The organism is Achromobacter aloeverae, assembly GCF_004121055.1.
In the GTDB taxonomy this organism is placed as follows: domain Bacteria; phylum Pseudomonadota; class Gammaproteobacteria; order Burkholderiales; family Burkholderiaceae_B; genus Bordetella_C; species Bordetella_C aloeverae.
In genome coordinates this window covers 788807-809169 of sequence record NZ_PYAL01000002.1, presented here as the reverse complement: position 1 = coordinate 809169, position 20363 = coordinate 788807, and the positions used below count along the sequence as shown (strand labels likewise).

Sequence of the window (20363 nt, the reverse complement as noted above, 5' to 3'; positions counted from 1 at the left end):
CACGCTGATGCCCGCCGGCGTGCGTCGACTGCAATCATAAGCCAGGGCGGCCCGGCCCGGGCAAGGACCGCCCTGGCCGCCCTGCTCAGATCGCCCGCGCCTTCATCTGCCCGGCGATATAGTCCGCCTGGCGGATCGCCAGCGTGACGATGGTCAGCGTGGGATTTTCCGCCGCCCCGGTCGTGAACTGGCTGCCGTCCGCCACGAACAGGTTGGGGATATCGTGCGCCTGCCCGTGCTTGTTGACCACGCCGTCCTCCGCGCGTGCGCTCATGCGCGCGGTGCCCAGGTTATGCGTCGAGGGATACGGCGGCACCCGGTACACATCGACGGCATCGACCGCCTTGTACAGCGCCTCGGACTGCCTGAAGGCATGCTCGCGCATCGCGGTGTCATTGGCGTGATCGTCGAAATGCACGTTGGCCACCGGCAAGCCGTACTGGTCCTTCAGCTCCGTATCCAGCGTCACGCGGTTGTCGGCGCGCGGCATATCCTCCCCGACGATCCACAGGCCGGCCGTGTAGGCATACTGGTCCATCGCGTGGGCGAAGTCCGCGCCCCAGGCGCCCGGCTTGAGGAAGGCGGCATAGAATGGCAGCCCCAGCGAAATGGTCTCCAGGTGATAGCCGCCGGCGAAACCGCGCTTGGGATCGTGGCGGGCCTCGTCCTCCACGATGCCGGCCATGACCGTCCCCTTGTACATATCGACCTTTTCCTTGAAGGTCGCGTACACCGACCCGGTGGTGTGCCGCATGTAGTTGCGTCCCACCTGGTCCGACGTGTTGGCCAGGCCGCGCGGGTAGCGCGCCGAATGCGAGTTCAGCAGCAGGCGTGGCGTTTCGATCGAATTGCCGGCCACCGCCACCGCCCGCGCCTTCTGCCTTTGCAGCTTGCCCTGGGCATCGTAATACACCACGGCGTTGACGCGGCCGCGGTCATCGTGCTCGATGCGCGCCACGTGGGCCTCGGTGCGCAGCTCCGCGTGGCCGGTGACGATGGCGCGAGGCAGCTCCGTGTACAGCGTGGACCACTTCGCGCCGAACCGACAGCCCTGGAAACAGAAGCCGCGCTGATAGCAATGCGGCCTGTCGTCCTGCGGCACGCTATTGATCGCCATGTGCCCCGTATTCACGTGCTTGTAGCCGATCTTGGCGGCGCCGGCGTGGAAGATCTTGAAGTTGTTGTTGCCGGGCAGGCCTGGCGCGCCGTTAGTGCGCGTCACGCCCAGTTTTTTCTCGGCGCGGTCGTAGTACGGATCGAGTTCGTCGCGCGTCAACGGCCAGTCCAGCAGGGTCGCGCCGGGAATATCGCCATAGGTCGTGCGCGCCTTGAACTCGTACGGCTGGATGCGCAGGCTGGCGCCGGCCCAATGCACCGACGTCCCGCCCACCGTCTTGCAGATCCAGGCCGGCAGGTTGGGAAAATCCTTCGCCAGCTGGTAGCTGCCCGAGGACCGCCGCTTGTCCAGCCACGCCAGCTGCTGGAAGGAGCCCCATTCGTCGGTCAGGAAATCGGCGCGCGTATGCAGCTTGCCCGCCTCCAGGATAACCACGTCCACGCCTTTCTGGGCCAGTTCATTGGCCAAGGTGCCGCCGCCCGCCCCCGAGCCGATGATGACCACGACCTGGTCGTCGTCCAGCGCGAACGTCTTGCCGTGCTGGCCTTGCAGTTCAGTCTCTGACATGTCTTTTCTCCTGGTGCTCAGTTCGTCGGGACCGGGCCGCTATCCTGCGGCGGTGGATCGGGCAACCACGCCAGGGCGTTGAAGCCCGTGGCCAGGTAGCCGCCGTCCCCCGCGTTGGCGCCATAGCCGAAGTGGGCGTAGGCCAGCGGATTCGCGTACAGCGCCACCACGGCGGTCGAGCGCACGGTTTCGAAGAAGGGCGAGCCGGCCAGCGCGGCCACGTCGCGATCCTGGTCCGCGGGCGCGCGCTTGAGCCAGTCTCCCTGCGCCATGCCATCGAGCTTCTGCACGCCGGCGGCGAGCTGGGCCTGCACGGCGGCGTCGCCGGCCGCCTTCTCGTCCAGGCTCTTGACCACCAGCGCGTAGACCGCGTCATCCAGCTTCGCGTGCGGGTAGATGCGCCGGGTCAGCGCCAGCAGGACGTCGCCCTGGTGGGTATCGAGCCGTGTGAGCGCCAGCGCCCACGCGCGGCTGGGCGCGAACATGGCCAATGTGGAAGACAGCGCCAGCGTGCCGAACAGCACGCCCGTGCCCTTCAGCCATTCGCGCCGGGTAAGCGGGATGTCGAAGGCCCTTGCCGGCCTGGCCGCGCCGCTCGCCTCGGCGACGGCGACCCGAATCGTCGTTGATTTCATTGTTTGTCTCCTTCCTCTACCGGGTGGCTCCCCGGATTCGTCGGTCGTTGTGGGCAGCGCCGCGCCGGCCATGCCGGCGTCCGCGCTACCGGTAATGCCCATGCCGTTCGAGAACCTCCACCTTGTAGCCGTCCGGATCCACGATGAAGAAATAGCGCGCCAGCAGGCTGCCGTCGCCCGCATGGAATTCGCGCAGGTCGTTGGGGGTGTATCCCTGGTCGACGAGACGTTCCCGTTCCTGCTTGGCATCGTCGACCACGAAGGCCACATGGCCGTAGCCGTCGCCGTGGGTATAGGGCTCGGCCCTGCCCTTGTTCCACGTCAGTTCGAGCTCCGCTTCGCTTTCGCCATTGCGCAGGTAGACCAGCGTGAAGTCGTCGAAGTCCAGCCTGTGGCTGGTCTTCAGGCCGAACACGGCCTCGTAGAACGCGAGAGAGCGATCGAGATCGCGCACGCGGATCATCGTGTGTATGAGTTTTGCCATGCCCGCCACCCGTTCAATGCGCGATGCGCGTGCCCAGCAGCGCGAGGAATTGCGCGATCCAGTTGCTGTGGGCCGTCCAGGCGGGCGCCGTGACGAACTGCCCGTCGGTGATGGCGTCGGGCCAGGCCAGCTCGACGTACTCGGCGCGGGCCAGCCGCACTTCGGGCGCGCAGGCCGGATACGCGGAGATCTTCCTGCCTTCGATGACGCCGGCCGCCGCCAGTATTTGGGCGCCGTGGCAGACGGCGGCGATGGGCTTGCCGGCGCGGGCGAATTCCCGGACCAGGTCCAGCACCCGGTCGTTCAGGCGCAGGTATTCGGGGGCGCGTCCGCCGGGAATCAGCACGGCGTCATAGTTGGCGCTGTCGACGCCGGCGAAATCCGCGTTCAGCGTGAAATTGTGCCCGCGCTTCTCGCTATAGGTCTGGTCGCCCTCGAAATCGTGGATGGCGGTACGGATCTGGTCGCCGGATTTCTTGTCCGGCGTCACGACGTGCACGACGTGGCCGACCGCGCCCAGGGCCTGCACGGGGACCATGAGTTCGTAGTCCTCGACATAGTCGCCCGCGAGCACCAATATCTTCTTGGCCATGACTCTCTCCTTTGTGTATGGATAAGGCGGTGGTACGGCCGCCGTGGAGAGAGTCTAGGCACGCTGGGAGGCCAGCGGGTAATAGCAGGTTAAATTGCCATTAACGTTTTCACTAGGTCGTATGGGTGCATGTCGTAGCGGTCCCCGTCATGCGGGGTCTAGGCCGTACGGGTCATGGGGCGCTCCATGGCGACGCGCATTTCCCGCGCCAGGCGCTCGGCCTGTCCCAGCGCCAGCCGCGCATTGACCTCCATCGACGTCGTCCAGAAATAGGTGCCCGCGGCCAGGCTGCCCAGGACGGAAACCTGGGACACGATGCGGCCGTCGGCATCACGCAGGCAACCCGTTTCGAAATCCTGATCGAAGCCTCCCAAAGGATGAGCCCGCGCATGGCCATCGGCCAGAAGCCGCTTGACCAAAGGATCGGACGTCCCTTCCACATCCATCGAGAAGCTGGTGGCGTTGACCAGCCAGGGGGCGCCGAGGGTGCCGCCGCCTTCCGCCGTGCCGCAGGCGATTTCGAACAATCCCCGCGCCGCGTCATAACGGACATCGCGGAAGCCCGCTTCCACGCGCAACTGCCCTCGTTTCAGCAGCCCCTGCACCGTCAGCGCGTTGCGCATGGGGAATGTGGCCCGCCGCGCCATCCACAAGGTGCGCCAGTCGCGATGGAAGCGGCGCCGCTCGCTGTCGTCCAGGGCGTGCCAGATGTGCTCGATACGGTCGTTGGTCGCCGCGGCCACCGCCTGCCACGGCCGCGGGCCGGCCTGCGAGCGCGCGATCTCCGCATCCAGCGCCGTGCGCGCCGGACCGGGCAGGCCGAGAATGTCGTCCGGTTCCTCGATGCCGCCCTCTTCGCGCAAGGCGCGCCGCAGGCTGTCCAGCACGCCATCCAGCGTGACGCGGCCATCGGGCTCCGGCAACGGCAGGTCGGGCAGCTTCACCGTCCGGTTGTGCGGACTACGCACCGACGGCAGGCGCCCATTGCGCGAGACGCTGAAAACCGGTCCGCGATGGCCACGCGCGGCCAGGGCAGCGATGGCGTCGATGGCGCTCAGGCTGGTGCCCACGATGGCGACGGCGTCATCCGCGCCGATGCGCGCGGTCAGGTCCGCCACGGGATAGGGGCTGTTGAAATAGCCCGGCAGGGCCCCCAGCGCCTCGAATGCCGTCGAGGGAAGATTGCCGTTGCACAGCACCACCCGATGGGCGTCGATGCGTGTCCCGTCAGCGGCCAGGACGATCGCGCCCAAGCCATCGCCACCGCCTTCGCCTTCGATACGCGCAGGCCACACGCCCACCACGGCGGCGGCGACCCGCTCCACCCGCACGCCCTTGCGCGCGGCCAAGGCCAGGCAGTCCCGGTGCAGGTCGCGCAGATAGTGGCCGAACACGGGGCGTGGCAGGAAGGACGAAGGCGTCGCCTCGTCCACGCCCTGCTCCCGCAGCCACGCCGGATCGCGGGCCCGCAGCCAGTCGAGGAAGTCGCCGGGCACGCGGGCCAGGGCCGACATGCGGCCGACCGGGATGTTCAGCAGGTTGCTGGCCGAGTCGTCCTGGTAGGCCGTGCCGGGTCCGACCTCGGCGCGGGGCTCGAAAAGCACCACCTCCAGGCGCCGCCCCGCGTCCAGCCCCGCGACGGGTCCAGGCCACGCCCGCAGGAATTGCGCCAGGAAAGACACCGCCACCGAGCCACCGCCCACGATGGCCAGTTTGAGGGATTCCGTCATGCTGCGTCCTTGTGTTCCATTCAATGTGTTCATTCAATGACCCTGGCCTGGCGGAGGCCTGGGCCGGCGCGGGGCCGCGACGACGCGCCCGGTATGTGGGACGCGCGCGCCGCGGGCCGCCGCTAATGCTGGATGGAGTGTTGGGTGGAGCGACGCACCACTTCGCCCCAGGTCTTGATTTCGCGCGCCACCGTCTGGTCGGTGGCCGCCGGCGAACCGGGCGCCGCGACCGCCCCCAGCTTTTGCGCGCCTTCCTTCACGGAAGGAAGCTTGCCGGCCTGCTGCATGGCCAGCGACAATTTCTCGATGGCGGCGGGCGGCGCCGCGGCCGGGGCCAGCAAGGCATAAGTGGTCGCCACCGTATATCCCTTCACCCCTGCCTCCGCGAACGTGGGCACGTCCGGCAGGCTGGGCGCGCGCTCGGTGGCGCTGACGGCGAGGATGCGGATCTTGCCGCTCCTGGCGTGGGGAATCAAGGCCGGCAAGGTCTCGATGACCATGTCGATCTGGCCGCCCAGCAGGTCCGTGACCGCGGGACCGCTGCCGCGATAAGGCACATGCAGGATGTCCGTGCCGGTCACCTGCTTGAACAACTCCCCAGCCATATGCTGGGAACTGCCCGTGCCCGCCGAACCGAAGGTCATTTTGCCAGGCCGCTGCCTGGCCAGGGCCACGAATTCCGCCAGCGTATGCGCGGGCACCTTGGTGCTGATCGCCAGCGCCATCGGCATGGTGATGGCCACCGACACGCCCTTGTAGTCCTTGGCGAAGCTGTAGTTCTGCTTCTCCAGCATCGCGGCATTGATCGCCAGGCTGCCCAGCGCGCCCATGAGCACCGTATAGCCGTCGGCGGGTGCATGCGCGACATATTCGGCGCCCAGCTCGCCGCCCGCCCCGGCCTTGTTCTCCACCACCACCGTCTGCTTCAGGTAGTCGCCCATGTGCTGGGCATAGAGACGGGCCGCCACGTCGGTGGCGCCCCCGGGAGGATACGGCACGATCATCCGTATGGGCCGATCCGGCCATTCGCCCGCGTGGGCCGCGCACATCCAGGCGGCAGCCGCCGCCACGAGTACGCCTCGTGCAAACCTGCGCATCATTGTCTCTCTCCGTTTTTTCGCCTCGGGCGATTTTATAAATCCTATTATTTAGGATGCCATTCCTATATTTGGCTTAACAAGAATTCCATACGGTGATATTCTGGTCAAGAAAATTCCGCCCCGCCTTTAAAGCGGTGAGATTTACATATCAATAAATGGGATATAGACGAGGCTCGGACAGCCGCCGCGAACACGGCCGCGGCCTGGACGCCCCCGGCAAGGAGACACGCAAACCATGACTTCCGGATTCAACGGCCAGGACAAGCAGCTTCCCCTGGCGCAACTCGCGGCGTTGGTGCCGGACGGCGCTTCCGTCGCGCTGGGCGGCAGCTTCCTGCACCGCGGCCCCTTCGCCTTCGTGCGCGAACTCATCCGCCAGCAGCGACAGGACCTGGAGATCATCAAGCAATCGCCGGGCTACGACATCGACATCCTTTGCCGCGCCGGCGCCGTGCGCAAGGCGCGCGCGGGCATCGTCGCCATGGAGGGCAATTTCGGCCTGGCGCCGTGGTATCGCAAGGCAGTCGAACAGCGCCAGATGGTGCTGGAAGAACATGCTTGCGCCACGCTCACCGCGGGCCTGCGCGCCGCCGCCTTCGGCGTGCCCTACATGCCCTGCGGCGGGCTGCACGGCAGCGACCTGCCCGCCCTCAACGGCTGGGCCAGCGTGGAAGACCCCTACGGCAGCGGCGAAAGCCCCTATCTCATTCCCGCGGTCAAGCCGGACTTCGCCGTGCTGCAAGTGTCGGAGGTCGATCGCCTGGGCAATGCCCGTGTCTACGGCACCTCGCATTGGGACCGCATCATGTCGCGCGCCGCCGGCAGCGTGCTGGTGGTGGCGGAAAAGCTGGTCGATACGGCGGTCTTCGAGGCACAGCCCGAAGCAACCCTGCTGCCCTACTTCATGGTGCAAGCCTTTACCGTCTTGCCGGGCAGCGCCTGGCCGGGCTCCTGCACCCCCTTCTACGAGATCGACTACCCCGCCGTCGAACGCTATATGGATACCACCCGCACCCTGGACGCCCACATGGCCGAAGCGCCCGAAATCCGGGAGACGTCCCGTGTCTGAGTTCTCGCCCTTCTCCCATATCGTGCTGGGCCTGTCCCGCTTCATTCGCCCCAACGAGATCACCTTCAGCGGCGTGAACTCGACGCTGCCGATGCTGGCCTGCCTGGTGGCCAAGCGGGCCTACGATTTCGACTACATCTATATCAACGTGGCGGGCGGCGTCGACCCGCGGCCCGACCATATCCCGCTCTCCAGCTCGGACCCGCAACTGGCGGCGCACACGGCCTCCATTTTCGCCAACGAGGATTTCTACGACCTCTGCACGCGCGGCCGCATGGACCTGACCTTCCTGGGCGCGGCGCAGATCGACGGCGAAGGGTCGGCCAACAATTCCTGCATCGGCGACTGGCACCAGCCCAAGGTGCGCCTGCCCGGCGGAGGCGGCGGCGCCGTCATGCTGCCCACCGCGCGGCGCGCCTGCACGTGGCGCACCGAACACTCGCGCCGCACCTTCGTGCAGAAGCTGGATTTCCGCACATCCTGGGGCGGCTTCCATGGCATCGCCACGCCCATCGCCATCTTCATCAAGCGCGATGGACGGCTGGCGCTGCAATCCTGGCATCCCGACGCCAGCCTGGAAGAAGTGCGCGAGCGCACGGCTTTCGAATTCGACGCCACCGGCGCGCAGCCCACGCCCCTGCCCACCCCGGGCGAATTGGCGGCGCTCAAGGCTATCGATCCCGATGGCGCCTTCGAACGCGACGCCGCCGTCAAGCTGCGCTGACCCCGGCCACGCCGGCTACCGACGAATCAGGAGAGTCCCGCATGGCCGAACCCCGCAATCTGCCGGCGCTGTGGCGCACCGTCTGGCAGGATCCCGCGCACCGCGACCACATGGCGCTGGTCACCGAGCAGCAGGGCTGGACCTACGGCGAACTGGACGCCGCGGTACGGCGGCTGGCCGGCGCCTTGCGCCAGGCCGGCGTGTCGCGCGGCGACTATGTGGCCCTGGCCATGGCGCGCGGCCCCGGCCAGGTGCTGGCCTTGCTGGCCAGCCTGGTGGCCGGGGCCTGCCCCTGCCCGCTGGAGCCGCGCCTGGCGGCCGATGAAACCCGGCGCCGCGTGGCCGCGGTCGGCCTGCGCTGGATGCTGCATGACGCCGACCATGCCGACCTGGCCCAGGCCAGCGGTATCGCGCCGTCTTGCCGGCTGGACCTGGACCGGCTGCCCGCGGCGGAACCGCACTGGGACGAGGGACATGCCGATGGCGACCCCGCCTTGCTGCTTTTCACGTCAGGCAGCACCGGCAAGCCCAAGGGCGTGCTGCAGGCGCACCGCGGCGTATTGCTGAACACGCGCGGCGTGGTCGCGCACACGGGGCTGCGGCCCGACGACGTCCTGCTGCACGTCATGCCGCTGCATCACACCAATGCCATCAACAACCAGATTTTCGCGCCCCTGGCCTGCGGCGCCACCGTCGCGCTGGCCGGCCGCTTTCGCGCCGAGGACATGCCGGACCTGCTGGAGCGCTTCCGCCCGACATTGATGACCGGCGTGCCCACCATGTATTCCCGCATGCTGCAGCACACCTTCGATCCCGCGCGACTGGCCGGGCTGCGCATGGCGCGCTGCGGTTCGGCGCCCATCACGCCGGCCCTGCATCGGGAAATCGAGGCCTTCATGGGGTGCCCGCTGGTGGTGTCCTATGGTTTGTCGGAGGCCACCTGCACGTCGACCATCAATCCGCCGGCGGCGCGGCGCATAGGCACCGTGGGAACGGTGCTGCCCGGCCAGCGGGTGGCGCTGCTCGACGAGCAGGGACGGGCCGTGCCCGACGGCGCCGAAGGCGAAGTCTGCATCGGCGGCGACGTACTGATGCTGGGCTACCTGGGCCACGACGGCGACAGCCCCGTGCGCGACGGCTGGCTGCGCACCGGCGACCTGGGACGCTTCGACGCCGACGGTTATCTCAGCATTACGGGCCGCATCAAGGACGTCATCATCCGCGGCGGCGAAAACCTGTCGCCCAAGCAGATCGAGGACGTGCTCAGCCGCGAGCCGGCCGTCGCGGCCTGCTGCGTGGTGGGGCGCGCCGACCGCGACCTGGGCGAAGTCCCCGTGGCCGTCATCGTCCCGCGGCCCGGCGTCGCCATTCCCGACCACGAACTCCTGCGCGCCCGGGTGCGCGAGCAGTTGGGACGCATCTACGCCCCCGATGCCATCTACATCAGCGCCGCGCTGCCGGAGAACGCGGTCGGCAAGGTGGACCGCAAGGCCGTGGCCCGGTGGGTCAGCGACCAGGATCAAGCGCACGGAGCGGGTGCTATCCTCCCCGCAAGCCAGCCCGCCTGAGATTTACCCTGTCTGAAATCGCCCTGCCTAAACTTCGGGAACCAGGTCCTGAGATCAAGGATTCACTTCGGATTTGCTTCGGATTTAGTTCCATACATATCGCTGGATACCAACGCCATGAAACATACTGCGGCCTTATCTGGAATCAAGGTCATCGAAATCTGCAACGTCGCCGCCGGCCCGTTCTGCGGCATGCTGCTGGCCGACATGGGCGCGGATGTCATCAAGATAGAACATCCCGAAGGCGGCGATACGCTGCGCGCGTGGCCCCCCTTGAGCGAAGGCTATAGCGAGAACTTCGCCTCCCTCAACCGCAACAAGCGTTCCGTCACGCTGAACCTGAAGGATCCCGCCGACGTCGCGCGCGCGCGGGAGCTGGCGGCGGGCGCCGATGTCCTGCTGGAGAACAATCGTCCAGGCGTCATGGCGCGCCTGGGACTCGGCTATGAAGACCTGGCCGAGCTGAACCCGCGCCTGGTCTATTGCTCGATCTCCGCGTATGGACAGACCGGACCGCGCGCCCAGGAGGGCGGCTTCGACCTGACCATCCAGGCCATGAGCGGCATCATGAGCGTGACCGGCGAGGCCGGCGGCGCGCCGGTCAAGTGCGGCGTGCCCGTGGCCGACTTCACCGCCGGCCTCTATGGCGCCTTTTCCATCACCGCGGCGCTGCGCGTGGCGCAAGCCACGGGACGCGGCACCCACCTGGATGTTCCCATGCTGGGCGTGACCATGGGCATCGCGGCCCTGCAGACCTCGGAATACTTCGGCAGCGGCAAGGATCCGCAAAAACTGGGATCCGCCCATCCCCGCAATGCGCCCTACCAGGCCTTCCGCTGCCGCGACGGCTACTTCGGCATGGCGGCCGGCAACAACGCGCTCTGGAAAAGCGTGTGCGCCGTCGTTGGCAGGCCCGAGCTGTTCCAGGACGAACGCTTCCTGGACACGGGCCGGCGCGCCCGCAACCAGGTGGAACTGCGCGACCTGCTGGAAGCCATTTTCGTCCAGGAGGACGGTGCGACGTGGCTGGCGCGCTTCCGCGAAACGGGCGTGCCTTGCGCGCCCATCAACAGCTATTCCGAAGTGCTGGCCGACCCCCAGGTTGAACATATGGGATGGGTGCAGCCGCTCGAATTGCCCAATGGCGTGAAGACGCGCACTTTCGGCGCGCCGGTGCGCATAGGCGGCCAGACCCTGCCGATACGCAGCGCCCCGCCGGCGCTGGGCGAACACAACGCGGAAGTCCTGGGCAAGGCGCAGGCCGGCACGGAGGCCGTGCGATGAACGCCAGCATCCAGGACACCGCGGCCGACCTGGTTCAGGTCGAGCACCAGGACCACGCCACCCTGGTCACCTTGAACCGGCCGCAGAAGATGAACGCCTTGTCCGCGAGCCTCGTGGACGCGCTGATCGCGGCGGTCGACGACGCCCATGCGCATGGCAGCGACCTCATCGTGATGCGTGGCGCCGGTCGCAACTTCAGCGCCGGCTTCGATTTCGGCGGCTATGAAGAACAGAGCGAAGGCGACCTGCTGCTGCGCTTCGTGCGCATCGAGCAACTGCTGCAAAAAGTCGCCACGTCCCCCGCCGTGACGCTGGCCTTGGCGCATGGCAAGAACTTCGGCGCGGGGGTCGACCTGTTCGGCGCCTGCGCGCTGCGGGTCGCCGCGCCCGACGCCACCTTCCGCATGCCCGGCCTGAAGTTCGGCCTGGTGCTGGGCACGCGGCGCTACGCCGAGATCGTGGGCAAGCAGGTGGCGCGCGACGTGCTCACCCAGACCCGTACCTTTGGCGCCGAGGAGGCCCAGCTGCAAGGCTTCGTGACCGAACTGGCGGGGCCGGCGGACCACGACGCCTGCATCGCGCGGGCGCTCGAAGCCGCCCGCGCCCTGGCCGCGCCGGTGCGCGCCCAGCTGCACCAGACGCTGGCGCCCACCACCCTGGACGCGGACCTGGCCAGCCTGGTGCGTTCCGCCGCCGAACCCGGCCTGAAGCAGCGTATCCGCGCCTATCTGGGAGCATGATCTTTCCATCCCTCCCAGGCCGATGCGCCCCCGGCCGTGTGGTAAGTTAGCCGTCCCAATATTCGGGAAATGATATGGACAAGACGCTGCTCAAGGGACTGATGGTGCTGGAGGCGGTCACCGATGTCGACACGCCGCCGCAAACCATCGACGCGCTGGCCGAGCGTGTCGGCCTGACGCGCAGCAACACGCATCGCACCCTGCAAACCCTGATGCACGCGGGCTACGTGACCAGGAGCGACGACGGCGGCGGCTACCGTGGCGGCATCCGGCTGTTCGAACTGGCCGCGCGCCAGTTGGGCAAGCTCGACGTGCGCCGCCTGGCCACGCCCTATATGCGCGAGCTCGCCACCAAGACCGGGGAGACCGTGCACCTGTCCGTGCTCGATGGCATGGACGTGGTCTATATCGACAAGATCGACAGCCCGCAGCCGATCCGGGCCTATTCCATGGTGGGCGGCCGGGCGCCCGCGTATGCGGTGGCCACGGGCAAGGCCTTGCTGGCCTTCCAGCCGGACGGCTACCTGGAAAGCCATGGGGGGAAGCTGGACAAGCACACGTCCGCCACCCTCACCTCCCTGCCGCGCCTGAAGGACGAATTGCGCAAGACCGTCCGCGCCGGCTACGCCGTCAACCGCGGGGAATGGCGCGATACCGTGGGCGGGATCGCGGTCGCCATCTTCAACGCGCTGGACGACCCGGTCGCCGCCATCGGGATCTCCGGTCCGCTGGACCGCTTCACGGCCGCCAAGATCAAGCAATGGGTGCCTGAGGTCCAGGCCTGCGCCCGCGCGATCTCGGCCCTGATGGGCCACCAGGACGAACTGGTCTAGCGCCGGGCGGCGCCGAAACCCGCGCGGCCCTGGCCCGGTTCATGACCCTGCGGCATCGCCCTCTACATCGACGCAAGCCGACATGGAGGCCGGCCCGGCGCGCGCCTCCGCCCCTTGCCCCCCGGGCCGATTGTTCGCTTGCCCGCTGGCCCCAGCCCGCCCTCGTCCCGCCTACCGTCCCTCCCGTTGCTGTCCGGCCGGCCCCACTTGTCGCGGCCCGCGCCAGCCGGCCCGCCGCCGCTGGCCGCCTCCCTCATGAACCTGACGGCGCCCTATAAATAAGGGTTATCCCTCATAAATAAAACGAATGGCAAAAATAAGAAATCAGAATTTTTCCTACACCCCCCCTCCGGCGTATAACGGTGTCCTCCAACACCTCAACCCCATTTTCGAGAGATAAAGCATGAGGGGAACCAACAAGAGCGCCACGTCCACGCACCAGCCGGTGCGCGCATCGGCCGCCGCCTTCGTCGGCACCATGATCGAGTGGTACGACTTCTACATCTACGCCACCGCGGCCGCCCTGGTCTTCGGCAAGCTGTTCTTCCCGTCGGCCGACGGCTTCTACGGCACCCTGGCCTCGCTCGGCACATTCGCCGTGGGCTTCTTCGCCCGCCCGCTGGGCGGCGCCCTGTTCGGGCACATCGGCGACCGCATCGGCCGCAAGAAATCGCTGGTCATCACCATGCTGATGATGGGCCTGGTGACCATCTTCATCGGCCTGCTGCCGACCTACGACAGCATCGGCATCTGGGCGCCCGTATTGCTGGTGCTGCTGCGCGTCATCCAGGGCATCGCCGTCGGCGGCGAATGGGGCGGCGCGGTGCTGATGGCGGGCGAGCATTCGCCCGACAAGAACAAGCGCGCCTTCTTCGCGTCCTTCGCGCAACTGGGCAGCCCCGCCGGCCTGATCCTGTCCACCGTGATGTTCAAGATCATGACCGGCATGGGCGACGCGGCCTTCCTGAGCTGGGGTTGGCGCGTGCCTTTCCTCTTCTCGGCCGCCTTGCTGGTGGTCGGCTTCGTCATCCGCCTGAGCGTGAACGAATCGCCCGATTTCGTGAAAGAGCAGGAACTCCAGGCCAAGCGTGAACGCGCCGCCCGCACCCCGCTGGTGGAAGTGCTGACCGGTGCGCCCGGGCTGTTGGCCCTGGCGGTCGGCGCCAACGTGCTGGGCATCGCCGGCTTCTATTTCACCAACACCTTCATGATCGCGTACACCACCCAGTACCTGCACATGAGCCGCGCGGTGATCCTGGACTGCCTGCTGGTCGTCTCCGTCATGCAGTTCTGCATCACGCCCCTGTCGGCCTGGATCGCCTATCGCATCGGCAACCTGCGCTTCCTGGCCATCACGTCCTTCGTGTCGCTGTTCACGCCGTACGCCATGTTCACCCTGGTGGACCAGGGCTCGCTGGCGGCCATCACCACCGGCGTGGGCATCGCGGTGCTGTTCATGGCCGCGTACTACGCAGTGATCGCCGGCTACGTCAGCGACTGCTTTCCCACCCGCATCCGCTACACGGGCATTTCCATGGCATATCAATTGTCGGGCGCCATCTTCGGCGGCCTGACGCCCCTGCTGGGCACCATCCTGGCGGAGAAGTTCAGGGGCGACTGGATGCCGCTCGCCCTGCTGTTCACGATTATTTCGCTGTTGTCGCTGGTTTCCGTCCTGGGCCTGAGCGCCCTGCGCCGGCAAGACAGCGCTGCTTTGCACCTTGGGAGCAACCAGGCATGAAGGCTTATTTTCACGACGACCAGAAGCTGCATCATCCGCAGACCTATTTTTCACGCGGCAAGATGCGCACGCCGCAGGAAATTCCCGCCCGCCTGGACGGCCTGGTGGGCGCGGCCCGCAAGCTGGGTTTCGACGTGCAGACCCCGGCCGACCACGGCGCCGGCCCGATCTCGGCCGTGCACTCGCTGGACTACCTGCGTTTCCTGCAGGACGCCCACGCCATGTGGAAGCAACTGCCCGACGACTGGGGCGACGAGGTGGTCTCCAATGTGTTCGTGCGCGAGCGCAACGCGCTGCGCGGCGTGCTGGCCCAGGCCGCGCGCTACCTGGCCGACGGCAGCTGCCCGGTCGGCCCCCATACCTGGCAGTCGGCCTATTGGGCGGCCCAGTGCGCCATCGCCAGCGCCGAAGACCTGCTGGCCGGCCAGCGCCAGTCCTATGCCTTGTGCCGGCCGCCCGGCCACCACGCGCGGCGCGACGCCGCCGGCGGCTTCTGCTACCTGAACAACGCCGCCATCGCCGCGCAGCACCTGCGCAGCAAGTTCGGCAAGGTGGCGATCCTGGACACGGACATGCATCACGGCCAGGGCATCCAGGAAATCTTCTACGAACGCAGCGACGTGCTCTACGTGTCCATCCACGGCGACCCTGAGAATTTCTATCCGGTGGTCACCGGTTTCGAGGATGAACGCGGCGCCGGGGAAGGTTATGGCTACAACATCAACCTGCCCATGCCGCATGGCTCGCCGGAATCGGTGTTCTTCGACAAGCTGGCGCAGGCGCGCAAGGCCATCGAGCTGTTCCAGCCCGACGCCCTGGTACTGTCGCTGGGTTTCGATATTTTCGAAAAAGACCCGCAGGCGATGGTCGCCGTCAGCGAGAACGGTTTCGAAAAGCTGGGACGCGTGGTGGGCGGCTTCAAGCTGCCGACCGTGATCGTGCAGGAAGGCGGCTACTATATCGAAGGGCTGGAATCCAATGCCAACCGGTTCTTCACCGGACTGGCCGCCGCTTGACCCTTACCGGCCGGGCGCGCGGGATGGAGGACGGCCAGCATGGCTTCGGGGTCCGGAAGGACCCGGGGCTGACGACCGACCTCCCGCGCGACCTCATGGCATCCTCCTCGAATCGTCCCGTTTCCTCGCTGCCGCTGGTGCACGAGCGCATGGATTGGAATCTGCTGCGCACCTTCATGTTCGTGGTGCAGGAGCGCGGCATCGGGCGCGCCGCCAGCGCGCTGCACCTGAGCCAACCGGCCGTCAGCCAGGCGCTCAAGCGCCTTGAGGATGCGGTGGGCGGCACGCTGCTGCATCGCCGCAACGGCGAGTTCCGGCTGACGGGGCTGGGCGAGGAGGTCAACGCCATCGCCCGCGATATGTACGGCACCATGGCGCGCATCGAGACCGCGGCGCTGCGGGACCAGGATACCGCCGAGGTTGCGGGCACGCTGCGCCTGCTGGTCATGAGTCGCGTGCAGAGCTCGGCCTACGACGACTTCCTGGCGCACTTCCACCGGCGCTATCCCAAGATCGAGTTCCAGGTCGATGTCCAGCAGAGCGCCGCGATCCTGGACGCCCTGACCAAACGCGTGCCCGCCCTGGGCATCTGCCTGTGCCGCAAGCCGGTGGAATCGCTGTACCGGCGCCTGTTCCTGCGCCATCGCTACGCGGTGGTCTGCGGCCGCCATCACCCGTTGTTTTCCAAGCGCCGTGTGGTGATCGAAGACCTGATGGACCAGAATTTCGTCTGCTTCGCCAGCGACCAGATCGGCGACACACTGTCGCCGCTGACCATCTTCCGCGACCAGCGGGGCTTCACCGGACGCATCGTCGGCACCTCGCCGCACATCGAGGAATTGCGGCGCCTGGTGGTGGCCGGCGTCGGGCTGAGCTTCCTTCCCGAGCACCTGATCCGGCAGGACGTTCTCAACGGCGAGTTGCGCCGCCTGCCTCCCGAGGAAAGCGTGGCCGAAATCGACGTCTTCCTGACCTGGCACAAGCAGCGCAAGCTGACCCCGCCGGAACAGGCCTTCCTCACCGCCTTCGAGCATTTCCTGAACCGCACCCCGCTGGAATCGCGGGCGAATTGACCCACGACGCCGGGCTCCCTACCCGTCCTCTTTTCCGGGATTAGTTCGCCAGTTATCAGGACATCGGCCCGGGCGCCATCAGGCCCAGGCATCCCACCACCGCCAGCGCCAGCGCACCGAGCACCAGCTCGGCGATCGTATTGCCGCGGATGCGGGCCAGGGCCTGCTCCCGCGCCACCCGCAGCCGGCGCAGCCAGCGATAACGATTGACCACCGCCAGCAAGGCCATGGCCAGCGCCAGCAGTATCTTCAACAGCAACAATTGCTGGTAGCCGGCATCGGCGTCCAGGCCGGCGGGCGCCACGATCATCCACGCATTGACCGCTCCGCTCGCCAGCAACAGCGCAACGGCGATATGGCCGGCCGTCGAAAACCGCATCAAGGCGCGGCCCGCCTGCGGCCGCAAGTCGGGCTGCTCCCAGGCGCGCAGGCAATGCAGGAACACAGGCAGCGCGCCCAGCCAGAAGCCGGCGGCAAGGCAGTGAATAAAGTCGGCCAATGCGTGAACGATGCCCGCTCCCCCCTCCTGCATGGCGGCATGGCCGCCGAGGCACAACGGCGCCAGGGCCAGCGCCGCGACCAGGGCCTGCCAGCCGCCCCGGGCCCCGTGCCGGCGGGCGCCCGCCCATACCACTGCCAGCAGCGCCGCCACGCCCGCCATGCGCAGCAGCCACGCCTGCCCATAGCGCGTCCGCCATGCGACCGTGCCCAGCATGGACGGATCGAGCATGGCCCGCGGGTCGTCGGCGATGGAAGCCGTCTGCAAGGGCAGCAACAGCAGCACGGACAGGACGCCGACGACGGCTGCCCCGATCAGCAGTCCCCGCAGGCGTACCCGCGCCGACCGCGCGAGCGACGCGTGCCCTGCCAGCGCCAGCATCGCACTGGCGCCGAACAGCAGCAGGCCGCTGGCATAGGCGAGAAAACGGCTGGCGGCAAAAGCGGCAAACAAAGGCGTCACGGCGCGGCCATCGCGTACGGCAGCGCCGAGCGGCGGGCGGGCGCGCAACGCGGGCCCCCATGCCGTCGCTTCCTGGTCCACCGAAAAGTCGGCATCGTGTTTTCCGTCACGGCTTCACCGTGAAAGACCAATCGCCCTGCGTCTTGTGGCCGTCCTTGGAAAGGACCTGCCACTTGACGGTGTAGGCGCCGGCGGGCAAGGGCTTGGGTATGGCCAGGACCAGGGTCTTGTCGTCGCCGGGCGCGGGCGCGGCCTTGGCGTCCGCCGCCGGCTTGCCGGCCGCGTCCACGAGCGTCAGCGACGAGAAGGCGGGCTCCAGGCCCTCCGTGAAACTGGCCGTGACCTGGGTCGGTGCGGCCTGCACGACGGCGTCCTTGGCGGGAGACGACTGCTTCAGGTGCGCGTGCGCCCAGGCGATTTGCGGCAGCACGGCGATCAAGGCGGCAAGCACAGCGGTTTTATGGGACATCGAAGACTCCTGACGAATGCGAGAGAGTGTGGGGCAAAGCGGTAAGACGACGATACACACGGCCCCATCAAGAAACTGTTCAGACACGGCTCACGATCTAAGATTCCAGCCTACACGAAAACCCGACCGGGACTGCTGCATGCCATGTCGTCATTGCAGCTTTGCTTATGCCGCCCGTGTAGCTTGCCCGGCGGCGGGCGCGACGGTGTTGCCACGCCGTCGCCTGGCCTTACAACGATCTGACCACGAGAGCACCCATCATGATCCGCATCCTGCTTGCCTCCCTGCTGCTGCCCGTCTTCCTGCTGACCGGCTGTGTCATCGCCCCCGACCATGACCATGATCACGATCGTCGCGACCGCGATTGGCACCACGACCACGATCGTGACCGCGATGGGCCGCCGCCCCCGCCGCCCTATCGCTAGGAACGGCTGGCGTCAAACGCTTGACGCACACCGCTCAATGCAAGCGGCTTAACGTAAGGCTTGAGCGCGTAAGCGCGTAAGCGGCTCAGGGCAAGCCGCTCATCGCAAGCATGAACCGGCCTGCCGCGCCAGGCCGTTGCGCAGGCTTTCCGCCGCCGCGCTCATCGCGCGGTCGCGCGGCCAGACGAGCGCCAGCGCCGGCTCGTCCACATCCAACAGATGACGCGCCGCCAACCCCTGGCGCGCCGCGTAATGCGCGCCCAGGCTCTCGACGATGGCCACGCCCAGCCCTTCCGCGGCCAATGCGCAGGCCGCCGACGATTGCGCGACTTCGATGATGGGCCGGTAAGGCAGGCCCCGCGTCTCCAGCGCCTGCCGCGTGGCCCGGCCCGCGGGCAAGGCGGTCGCAAGCACGATGGGCCCCGCCCGCGCCACCGTTTCCAATGCAAGGGTCTTGCGGCGCGCCCACGGATGGTCGCGCCGCAAGACCGCATACAGGCTCAACGGTCCCAAGGGCTGGCTCGCCACCCGATCGTCCGCTTCGGGCGAACCGATAAGGATGCCCAGGTCGATACGGTGATCGACCGCCATCTCGATGATGTCCAGCGCCGTGCCGGCGCGCACGGTGACGGCCACCGTCGGATGCGCGCGCCGCATCTCGGCCAACGCCGCCGGCAGCAGGCTGGACGCCGCGATGGCGACGGCGCCCACGGCCAGCCGCGCCTGCGCGCCCTGCCGGATATCGCCGGCCATGCGGTCGACGGCCTCCATGCCCGCCAGGGCGTTGAGCACTTCGGGTATCAGGGCGCGGCCCTGGCTGGTGAGATGCAGGCGGCGGTGCTCGCGGCTGAAGAGGGCAAAGCCCAGCCGCACTTCCATATCGCGCAGCAAGGCGCTGGCGGCGGGCTGCGTCATGCCGGCCGCCGCCGCGGCGGCCGTCACCGTCGCATGCTGGTACATGGCGCGCAACAGGGTCAGTTCACGGCGGCTGATCATGGGAGAGTCATATGAAAATCATATGAAAATAGTCAGGCTATCTATTTGACCATATGATCCGACGACGGAAGAATGCCTGCCATGTCCACGCACGGTCCTTCATTCATGTCCCCCAACGCCATCGTCTCGGTCGCCTGCATCCCCATGCGCCTGCCCTTCCACCACTGGAGCCCGCCGCCCCTGTTCGCGGGCCGCCCGCGCGACAAGCTGGACAGCGCGCTGGTGCGCGTGCAGACCGAGGACGGCACCGTGGCCTGGGGCGAGTCCTATTGCGTGGAACCGCGTGCGCTGAAGGCGATATTCGAAACGCTGATCGAGCCGCTGGCGCGTGGCAAGGACGGCGATGACACAACGCTGCTACCCGCGATGCAGCGGACCTTGCACAATCTGGGACGGTCCGGCCCCGTCGTCCATGCGCTGGCCGGCCTGGATATCGCTTTATGGGACTTGCGCGCCAAGCGCGCCGGGGTCCCGCTACATGAATTGCTCGGTGGCAAGCGACGCAATCGCGTCCGCGCCTATGCCTCGCTGCTGCAGTACTACGGCGACGCCGGCAAGCTGGACGCGGTGACCACGCGCGCGCTGGACGAAGGCTATACCGAGGTCAAGCTGCACGAACGCACCGCCGACGCGCTGGCCGCGGTGCGCCGCGCGACCGGCGCCGGCATTCCCATCATGGTGGATACGAACTGCGCGTGGCTGCCGGACGAAGCGCCGGCGGCCATCGCGGCCATGGCGCCCTACGATCCGTTCTGGATAGAGGAGCCCATCTGGCCCCCCGAGGACGATCGCGCGCTGGCAAGCCTGCGGGACGCGGGTGGAATCCCGTTGGCTGTGGGCGAGAACGCAGCCAATGCGCTGGCCCTCGAACGCATGGCCGAGCAAGCCGTCGTGCAATACGTGCAACCCAGCGTGATCAAGCTGGGGCTGACCGCCGCCTGGCGCATCGCCCAACGCTGCGCGGACGGCGCCGTGACATGCGCGCCCCAGGTGGCCTTTTTCGGTCCGGGCTATCTGGCAAGCCTGCATTTGATCGCCGCCCAGCAGAAGGAAGTGTCGCTGGAACGGCTCTACGTCGAACTGGCCCATGTGCCCTACGGCCGCAGCGTGCCTATCGAAAACGGCTGGGTGGGGATACCGGACGGGCCCGGCCTGGGGGCGGACCCCGAAGCCGAACTGGCCGCCGGGCAATACAGCAATTGAGAAGTCGAAACGACTCGAAACCGAAATCCTGGAGAC

General features: G+C 67.5%; 20 protein-coding genes. 11 read left to right on the top strand and 9 right to left on the bottom strand.

Annotation, left to right across the window (positions count from 1 at the left end):
* Positions 1–85: 85 nt before the first annotated feature.
* The 6 genes from C7R54_RS10485 to C7R54_RS10460 form a co-directional block, all read right to left on the bottom strand.
* A complete protein-coding gene (locus C7R54_RS10485) occupies positions 86–1684 on the bottom strand; it encodes a GMC family oxidoreductase (RefSeq protein WP_129150175.1) in 1599 nt (532 codons plus the stop codon).
* A 17-nt stretch (positions 1685–1701) separates the two neighbouring features.
* Complete coding sequence (locus C7R54_RS10480) at positions 1702–2319, bottom strand: tat (twin-arginine translocation) pathway signal sequence (protein WP_240039464.1); 618 nt, start codon at positions 2317–2319, stop codon at positions 1702–1704.
* Positions 2320–2404: 85 nt separating this feature from the next.
* Positions 2405–2803 carry a VOC family protein gene (locus C7R54_RS10475; RefSeq protein ID WP_129150173.1) on the bottom strand — a complete coding sequence of 133 codons (399 nt, stop codon included), beginning with the start codon at positions 2801–2803 and terminating at the stop codon, positions 2405–2407.
* A gap of 13 nt (positions 2804–2816) precedes the next feature.
* The gene (locus tag C7R54_RS10470; RefSeq protein WP_129150171.1) at positions 2817–3395 is read right to left on the bottom strand and encodes a DJ-1/PfpI family protein; all 579 of its coding nucleotides are present in this window, start codon (positions 3393–3395) and stop codon (positions 2817–2819) included.
* A gap of 158 nt (positions 3396–3553) precedes the next feature.
* Positions 3554–5125, bottom strand: coding sequence for an FAD/NAD(P)-binding protein (locus C7R54_RS10465; protein ID WP_158021189.1), 1572 nt, complete (start codon positions 5123–5125; stop codon positions 3554–3556).
* 122 nt (positions 5126–5247) lie between these two features.
* Positions 5248–6225: a Bug family tripartite tricarboxylate transporter substrate binding protein gene (locus C7R54_RS10460; protein ID WP_240039463.1), complete on the bottom strand. Its 978-nt coding sequence runs from the start codon at positions 6223–6225 to the stop codon at positions 5248–5250.
* 235 nt (positions 6226–6460) lie between these two features.
* Between C7R54_RS10460 and C7R54_RS10455 the strand changes: the two genes are divergently transcribed.
* The 9 genes from C7R54_RS10455 to C7R54_RS10415 all read left to right on the top strand — a co-directional run bounded on the left by C7R54_RS10455 (position 6461) and on the right by C7R54_RS10415 (position 16273).
* Entirely contained in the window at positions 6461–7294 is an 834-nt protein-coding gene (locus C7R54_RS10455; protein ID WP_129150166.1) for a CoA transferase subunit A, read from the top strand.
* The gene (locus C7R54_RS10450) at positions 7287–8018 is read left to right on the top strand and encodes a CoA-transferase subunit beta (RefSeq protein ID WP_129150163.1); all 732 of its coding nucleotides are present in this window, start codon (positions 7287–7289) and stop codon (positions 8016–8018) included. Before C7R54_RS10455 ends, C7R54_RS10450 begins: the two co-directional genes overlap by 8 nt.
* Positions 8019–8059: 41 nt before the next feature.
* Positions 8060–9586, top strand: a complete 1527-nt coding sequence (locus tag C7R54_RS10445) for a class I adenylate-forming enzyme family protein (protein WP_129150160.1) — start codon at positions 8060–8062, stop codon at positions 9584–9586.
* Positions 9587–9703: 117 nt separating this feature from the next.
* Positions 9704–10870 carry a CaiB/BaiF CoA transferase family protein gene (locus tag C7R54_RS10440; RefSeq protein ID WP_129150159.1) on the top strand — a complete coding sequence of 389 codons (1167 nt, stop codon included), beginning with the start codon at positions 9704–9706 and terminating at the stop codon, positions 10868–10870.
* On the top strand, positions 10867–11610 hold the full coding sequence (locus C7R54_RS10435; RefSeq protein ID WP_129150156.1) for an enoyl-CoA hydratase/isomerase family protein: 744 nt from the start codon (positions 10867–10869) through the stop codon (positions 11608–11610). Before C7R54_RS10440 ends, C7R54_RS10435 begins: the two co-directional genes overlap by 4 nt.
* Before the next feature lie 74 nt (positions 11611–11684).
* A complete protein-coding gene (locus tag C7R54_RS10430; protein ID WP_129150154.1) occupies positions 11685–12443 on the top strand; it encodes an IclR family transcriptional regulator in 759 nt (252 codons plus the stop codon).
* Between the two features lie 403 nt (positions 12444–12846).
* The gene (locus C7R54_RS10425; RefSeq protein WP_129150151.1) at positions 12847–14184 is read left to right on the top strand and encodes an MFS transporter; all 1338 of its coding nucleotides are present in this window, start codon (positions 12847–12849) and stop codon (positions 14182–14184) included.
* Positions 14181–15200 carry a histone deacetylase family protein gene (locus C7R54_RS10420; protein WP_129150149.1) on the top strand — a complete coding sequence of 340 codons (1020 nt, stop codon included), beginning with the start codon at positions 14181–14183 and terminating at the stop codon, positions 15198–15200. The genes C7R54_RS10425 and C7R54_RS10420 overlap by 4 nt, the downstream gene beginning before the upstream one ends.
* Before the next feature lie 95 nt (positions 15201–15295).
* Positions 15296–16273, top strand: coding sequence for a LysR family transcriptional regulator (locus C7R54_RS10415; RefSeq protein WP_129150147.1), 978 nt, complete (start codon positions 15296–15298; stop codon positions 16271–16273).
* Positions 16274–16328: 55 nt separating this feature from the next.
* Here the strand turns inward: C7R54_RS10415 and copD are convergent, their stop codons facing one another.
* Together copD and copC are read right to left on the bottom strand one after the other, a co-directional pair.
* Complete coding sequence (gene copD, locus C7R54_RS10410; protein WP_129150144.1) at positions 16329–17234, bottom strand: copper homeostasis membrane protein CopD; 906 nt, start codon at positions 17232–17234, stop codon at positions 16329–16331.
* 106 nt (positions 17235–17340) lie between these two features.
* Positions 17341–17703, bottom strand: a complete 363-nt coding sequence (gene copC, locus C7R54_RS10405; RefSeq protein WP_129150141.1) for a copper homeostasis periplasmic binding protein CopC — start codon at positions 17701–17703, stop codon at positions 17341–17343.
* A 260-nt stretch (positions 17704–17963) separates the two neighbouring features.
* Here copC and C7R54_RS28850 point away from each other — a divergent pair, with 260 nt between their 5' ends.
* The gene (locus C7R54_RS28850; protein ID WP_158021188.1) at positions 17964–18128 is read left to right on the top strand and encodes a hypothetical protein; all 165 of its coding nucleotides are present in this window, start codon (positions 17964–17966) and stop codon (positions 18126–18128) included.
* A 99-nt stretch (positions 18129–18227) separates the two neighbouring features.
* Here the strand turns inward: C7R54_RS28850 and C7R54_RS10400 are convergent, their stop codons facing one another.
* Complete coding sequence (locus tag C7R54_RS10400; RefSeq protein WP_129150138.1) at positions 18228–19124, bottom strand: LysR family transcriptional regulator; 897 nt, start codon at positions 19122–19124, stop codon at positions 18228–18230.
* A 105-nt stretch (positions 19125–19229) separates the two neighbouring features.
* Between C7R54_RS10400 and C7R54_RS10395 the strand changes: the two genes are divergently transcribed.
* Positions 19230–20327, top strand: coding sequence for a mandelate racemase/muconate lactonizing enzyme family protein (locus tag C7R54_RS10395; RefSeq protein ID WP_129150135.1), 1098 nt, complete (start codon positions 19230–19232; stop codon positions 20325–20327).
* Positions 20328–20363 lie beyond the last annotated feature (36 nt).

Coding starts and splice junctions, on each gene's coding strand:
- C7R54_RS10400 (WP_129150138.1), bottom strand. CDS start 19,124: ATGATCAGCCGCCGTGAACTGACCCTGTTGCGCGCCATGTACCAGCAT.
- C7R54_RS10485 (WP_129150175.1), bottom strand. CDS start 1,684: ATGTCAGAGACTGAACTGCAAGGCCAGCACGGCAAGACGTTCGCGCTG.
- C7R54_RS10455 (WP_129150166.1), top strand. CDS start 6,461: ATGACTTCCGGATTCAACGGCCAGGACAAGCAGCTTCCCCTGGCGCAA.
- C7R54_RS10415 (WP_129150147.1), top strand. CDS start 15,296: ATGGCATCCTCCTCGAATCGTCCCGTTTCCTCGCTGCCGCTGGTGCAC.
- C7R54_RS10475 (WP_129150173.1), bottom strand. CDS start 2,803: ATGGCAAAACTCATACACACGATGATCCGCGTGCGCGATCTCGATCGC.
- C7R54_RS10420 (WP_129150149.1), top strand. CDS start 14,181: ATGAAGGCTTATTTTCACGACGACCAGAAGCTGCATCATCCGCAGACC.
- C7R54_RS28850 (WP_158021188.1), top strand. CDS start 17,964: ATGATCCGCATCCTGCTTGCCTCCCTGCTGCTGCCCGTCTTCCTGCTG.
- C7R54_RS10430 (WP_129150154.1), top strand. CDS start 11,685: ATGGACAAGACGCTGCTCAAGGGACTGATGGTGCTGGAGGCGGTCACC.
- C7R54_RS10460 (WP_240039463.1), bottom strand. CDS start 6,225: ATGATGCGCAGGTTTGCACGAGGCGTACTCGTGGCGGCGGCTGCCGCC.
- C7R54_RS10465 (WP_158021189.1), bottom strand. CDS start 5,125: ATGACGGAATCCCTCAAACTGGCCATCGTGGGCGGTGGCTCGGTGGCG.
- C7R54_RS10435 (WP_129150156.1), top strand. CDS start 10,867: ATGAACGCCAGCATCCAGGACACCGCGGCCGACCTGGTTCAGGTCGAG.
- C7R54_RS10480 (WP_240039464.1), bottom strand. CDS start 2,319: ATGAAATCAACGACGATTCGGGTCGCCGTCGCCGAGGCGAGCGGCGCG.
- C7R54_RS10425 (WP_129150151.1), top strand. CDS start 12,847: ATGAGGGGAACCAACAAGAGCGCCACGTCCACGCACCAGCCGGTGCGC.
- copC (WP_129150141.1), bottom strand. CDS start 17,703: ATGTCCCATAAAACCGCTGTGCTTGCCGCCTTGATCGCCGTGCTGCCG.
- C7R54_RS10440 (WP_129150159.1), top strand. CDS start 9,704: ATGAAACATACTGCGGCCTTATCTGGAATCAAGGTCATCGAAATCTGC.
- C7R54_RS10445 (WP_129150160.1), top strand. CDS start 8,060: ATGGCCGAACCCCGCAATCTGCCGGCGCTGTGGCGCACCGTCTGGCAG.
- C7R54_RS10470 (WP_129150171.1), bottom strand. CDS start 3,395: ATGGCCAAGAAGATATTGGTGCTCGCGGGCGACTATGTCGAGGACTAC.
- C7R54_RS10395 (WP_129150135.1), top strand. CDS start 19,230: ATGTCCCCCAACGCCATCGTCTCGGTCGCCTGCATCCCCATGCGCCTG.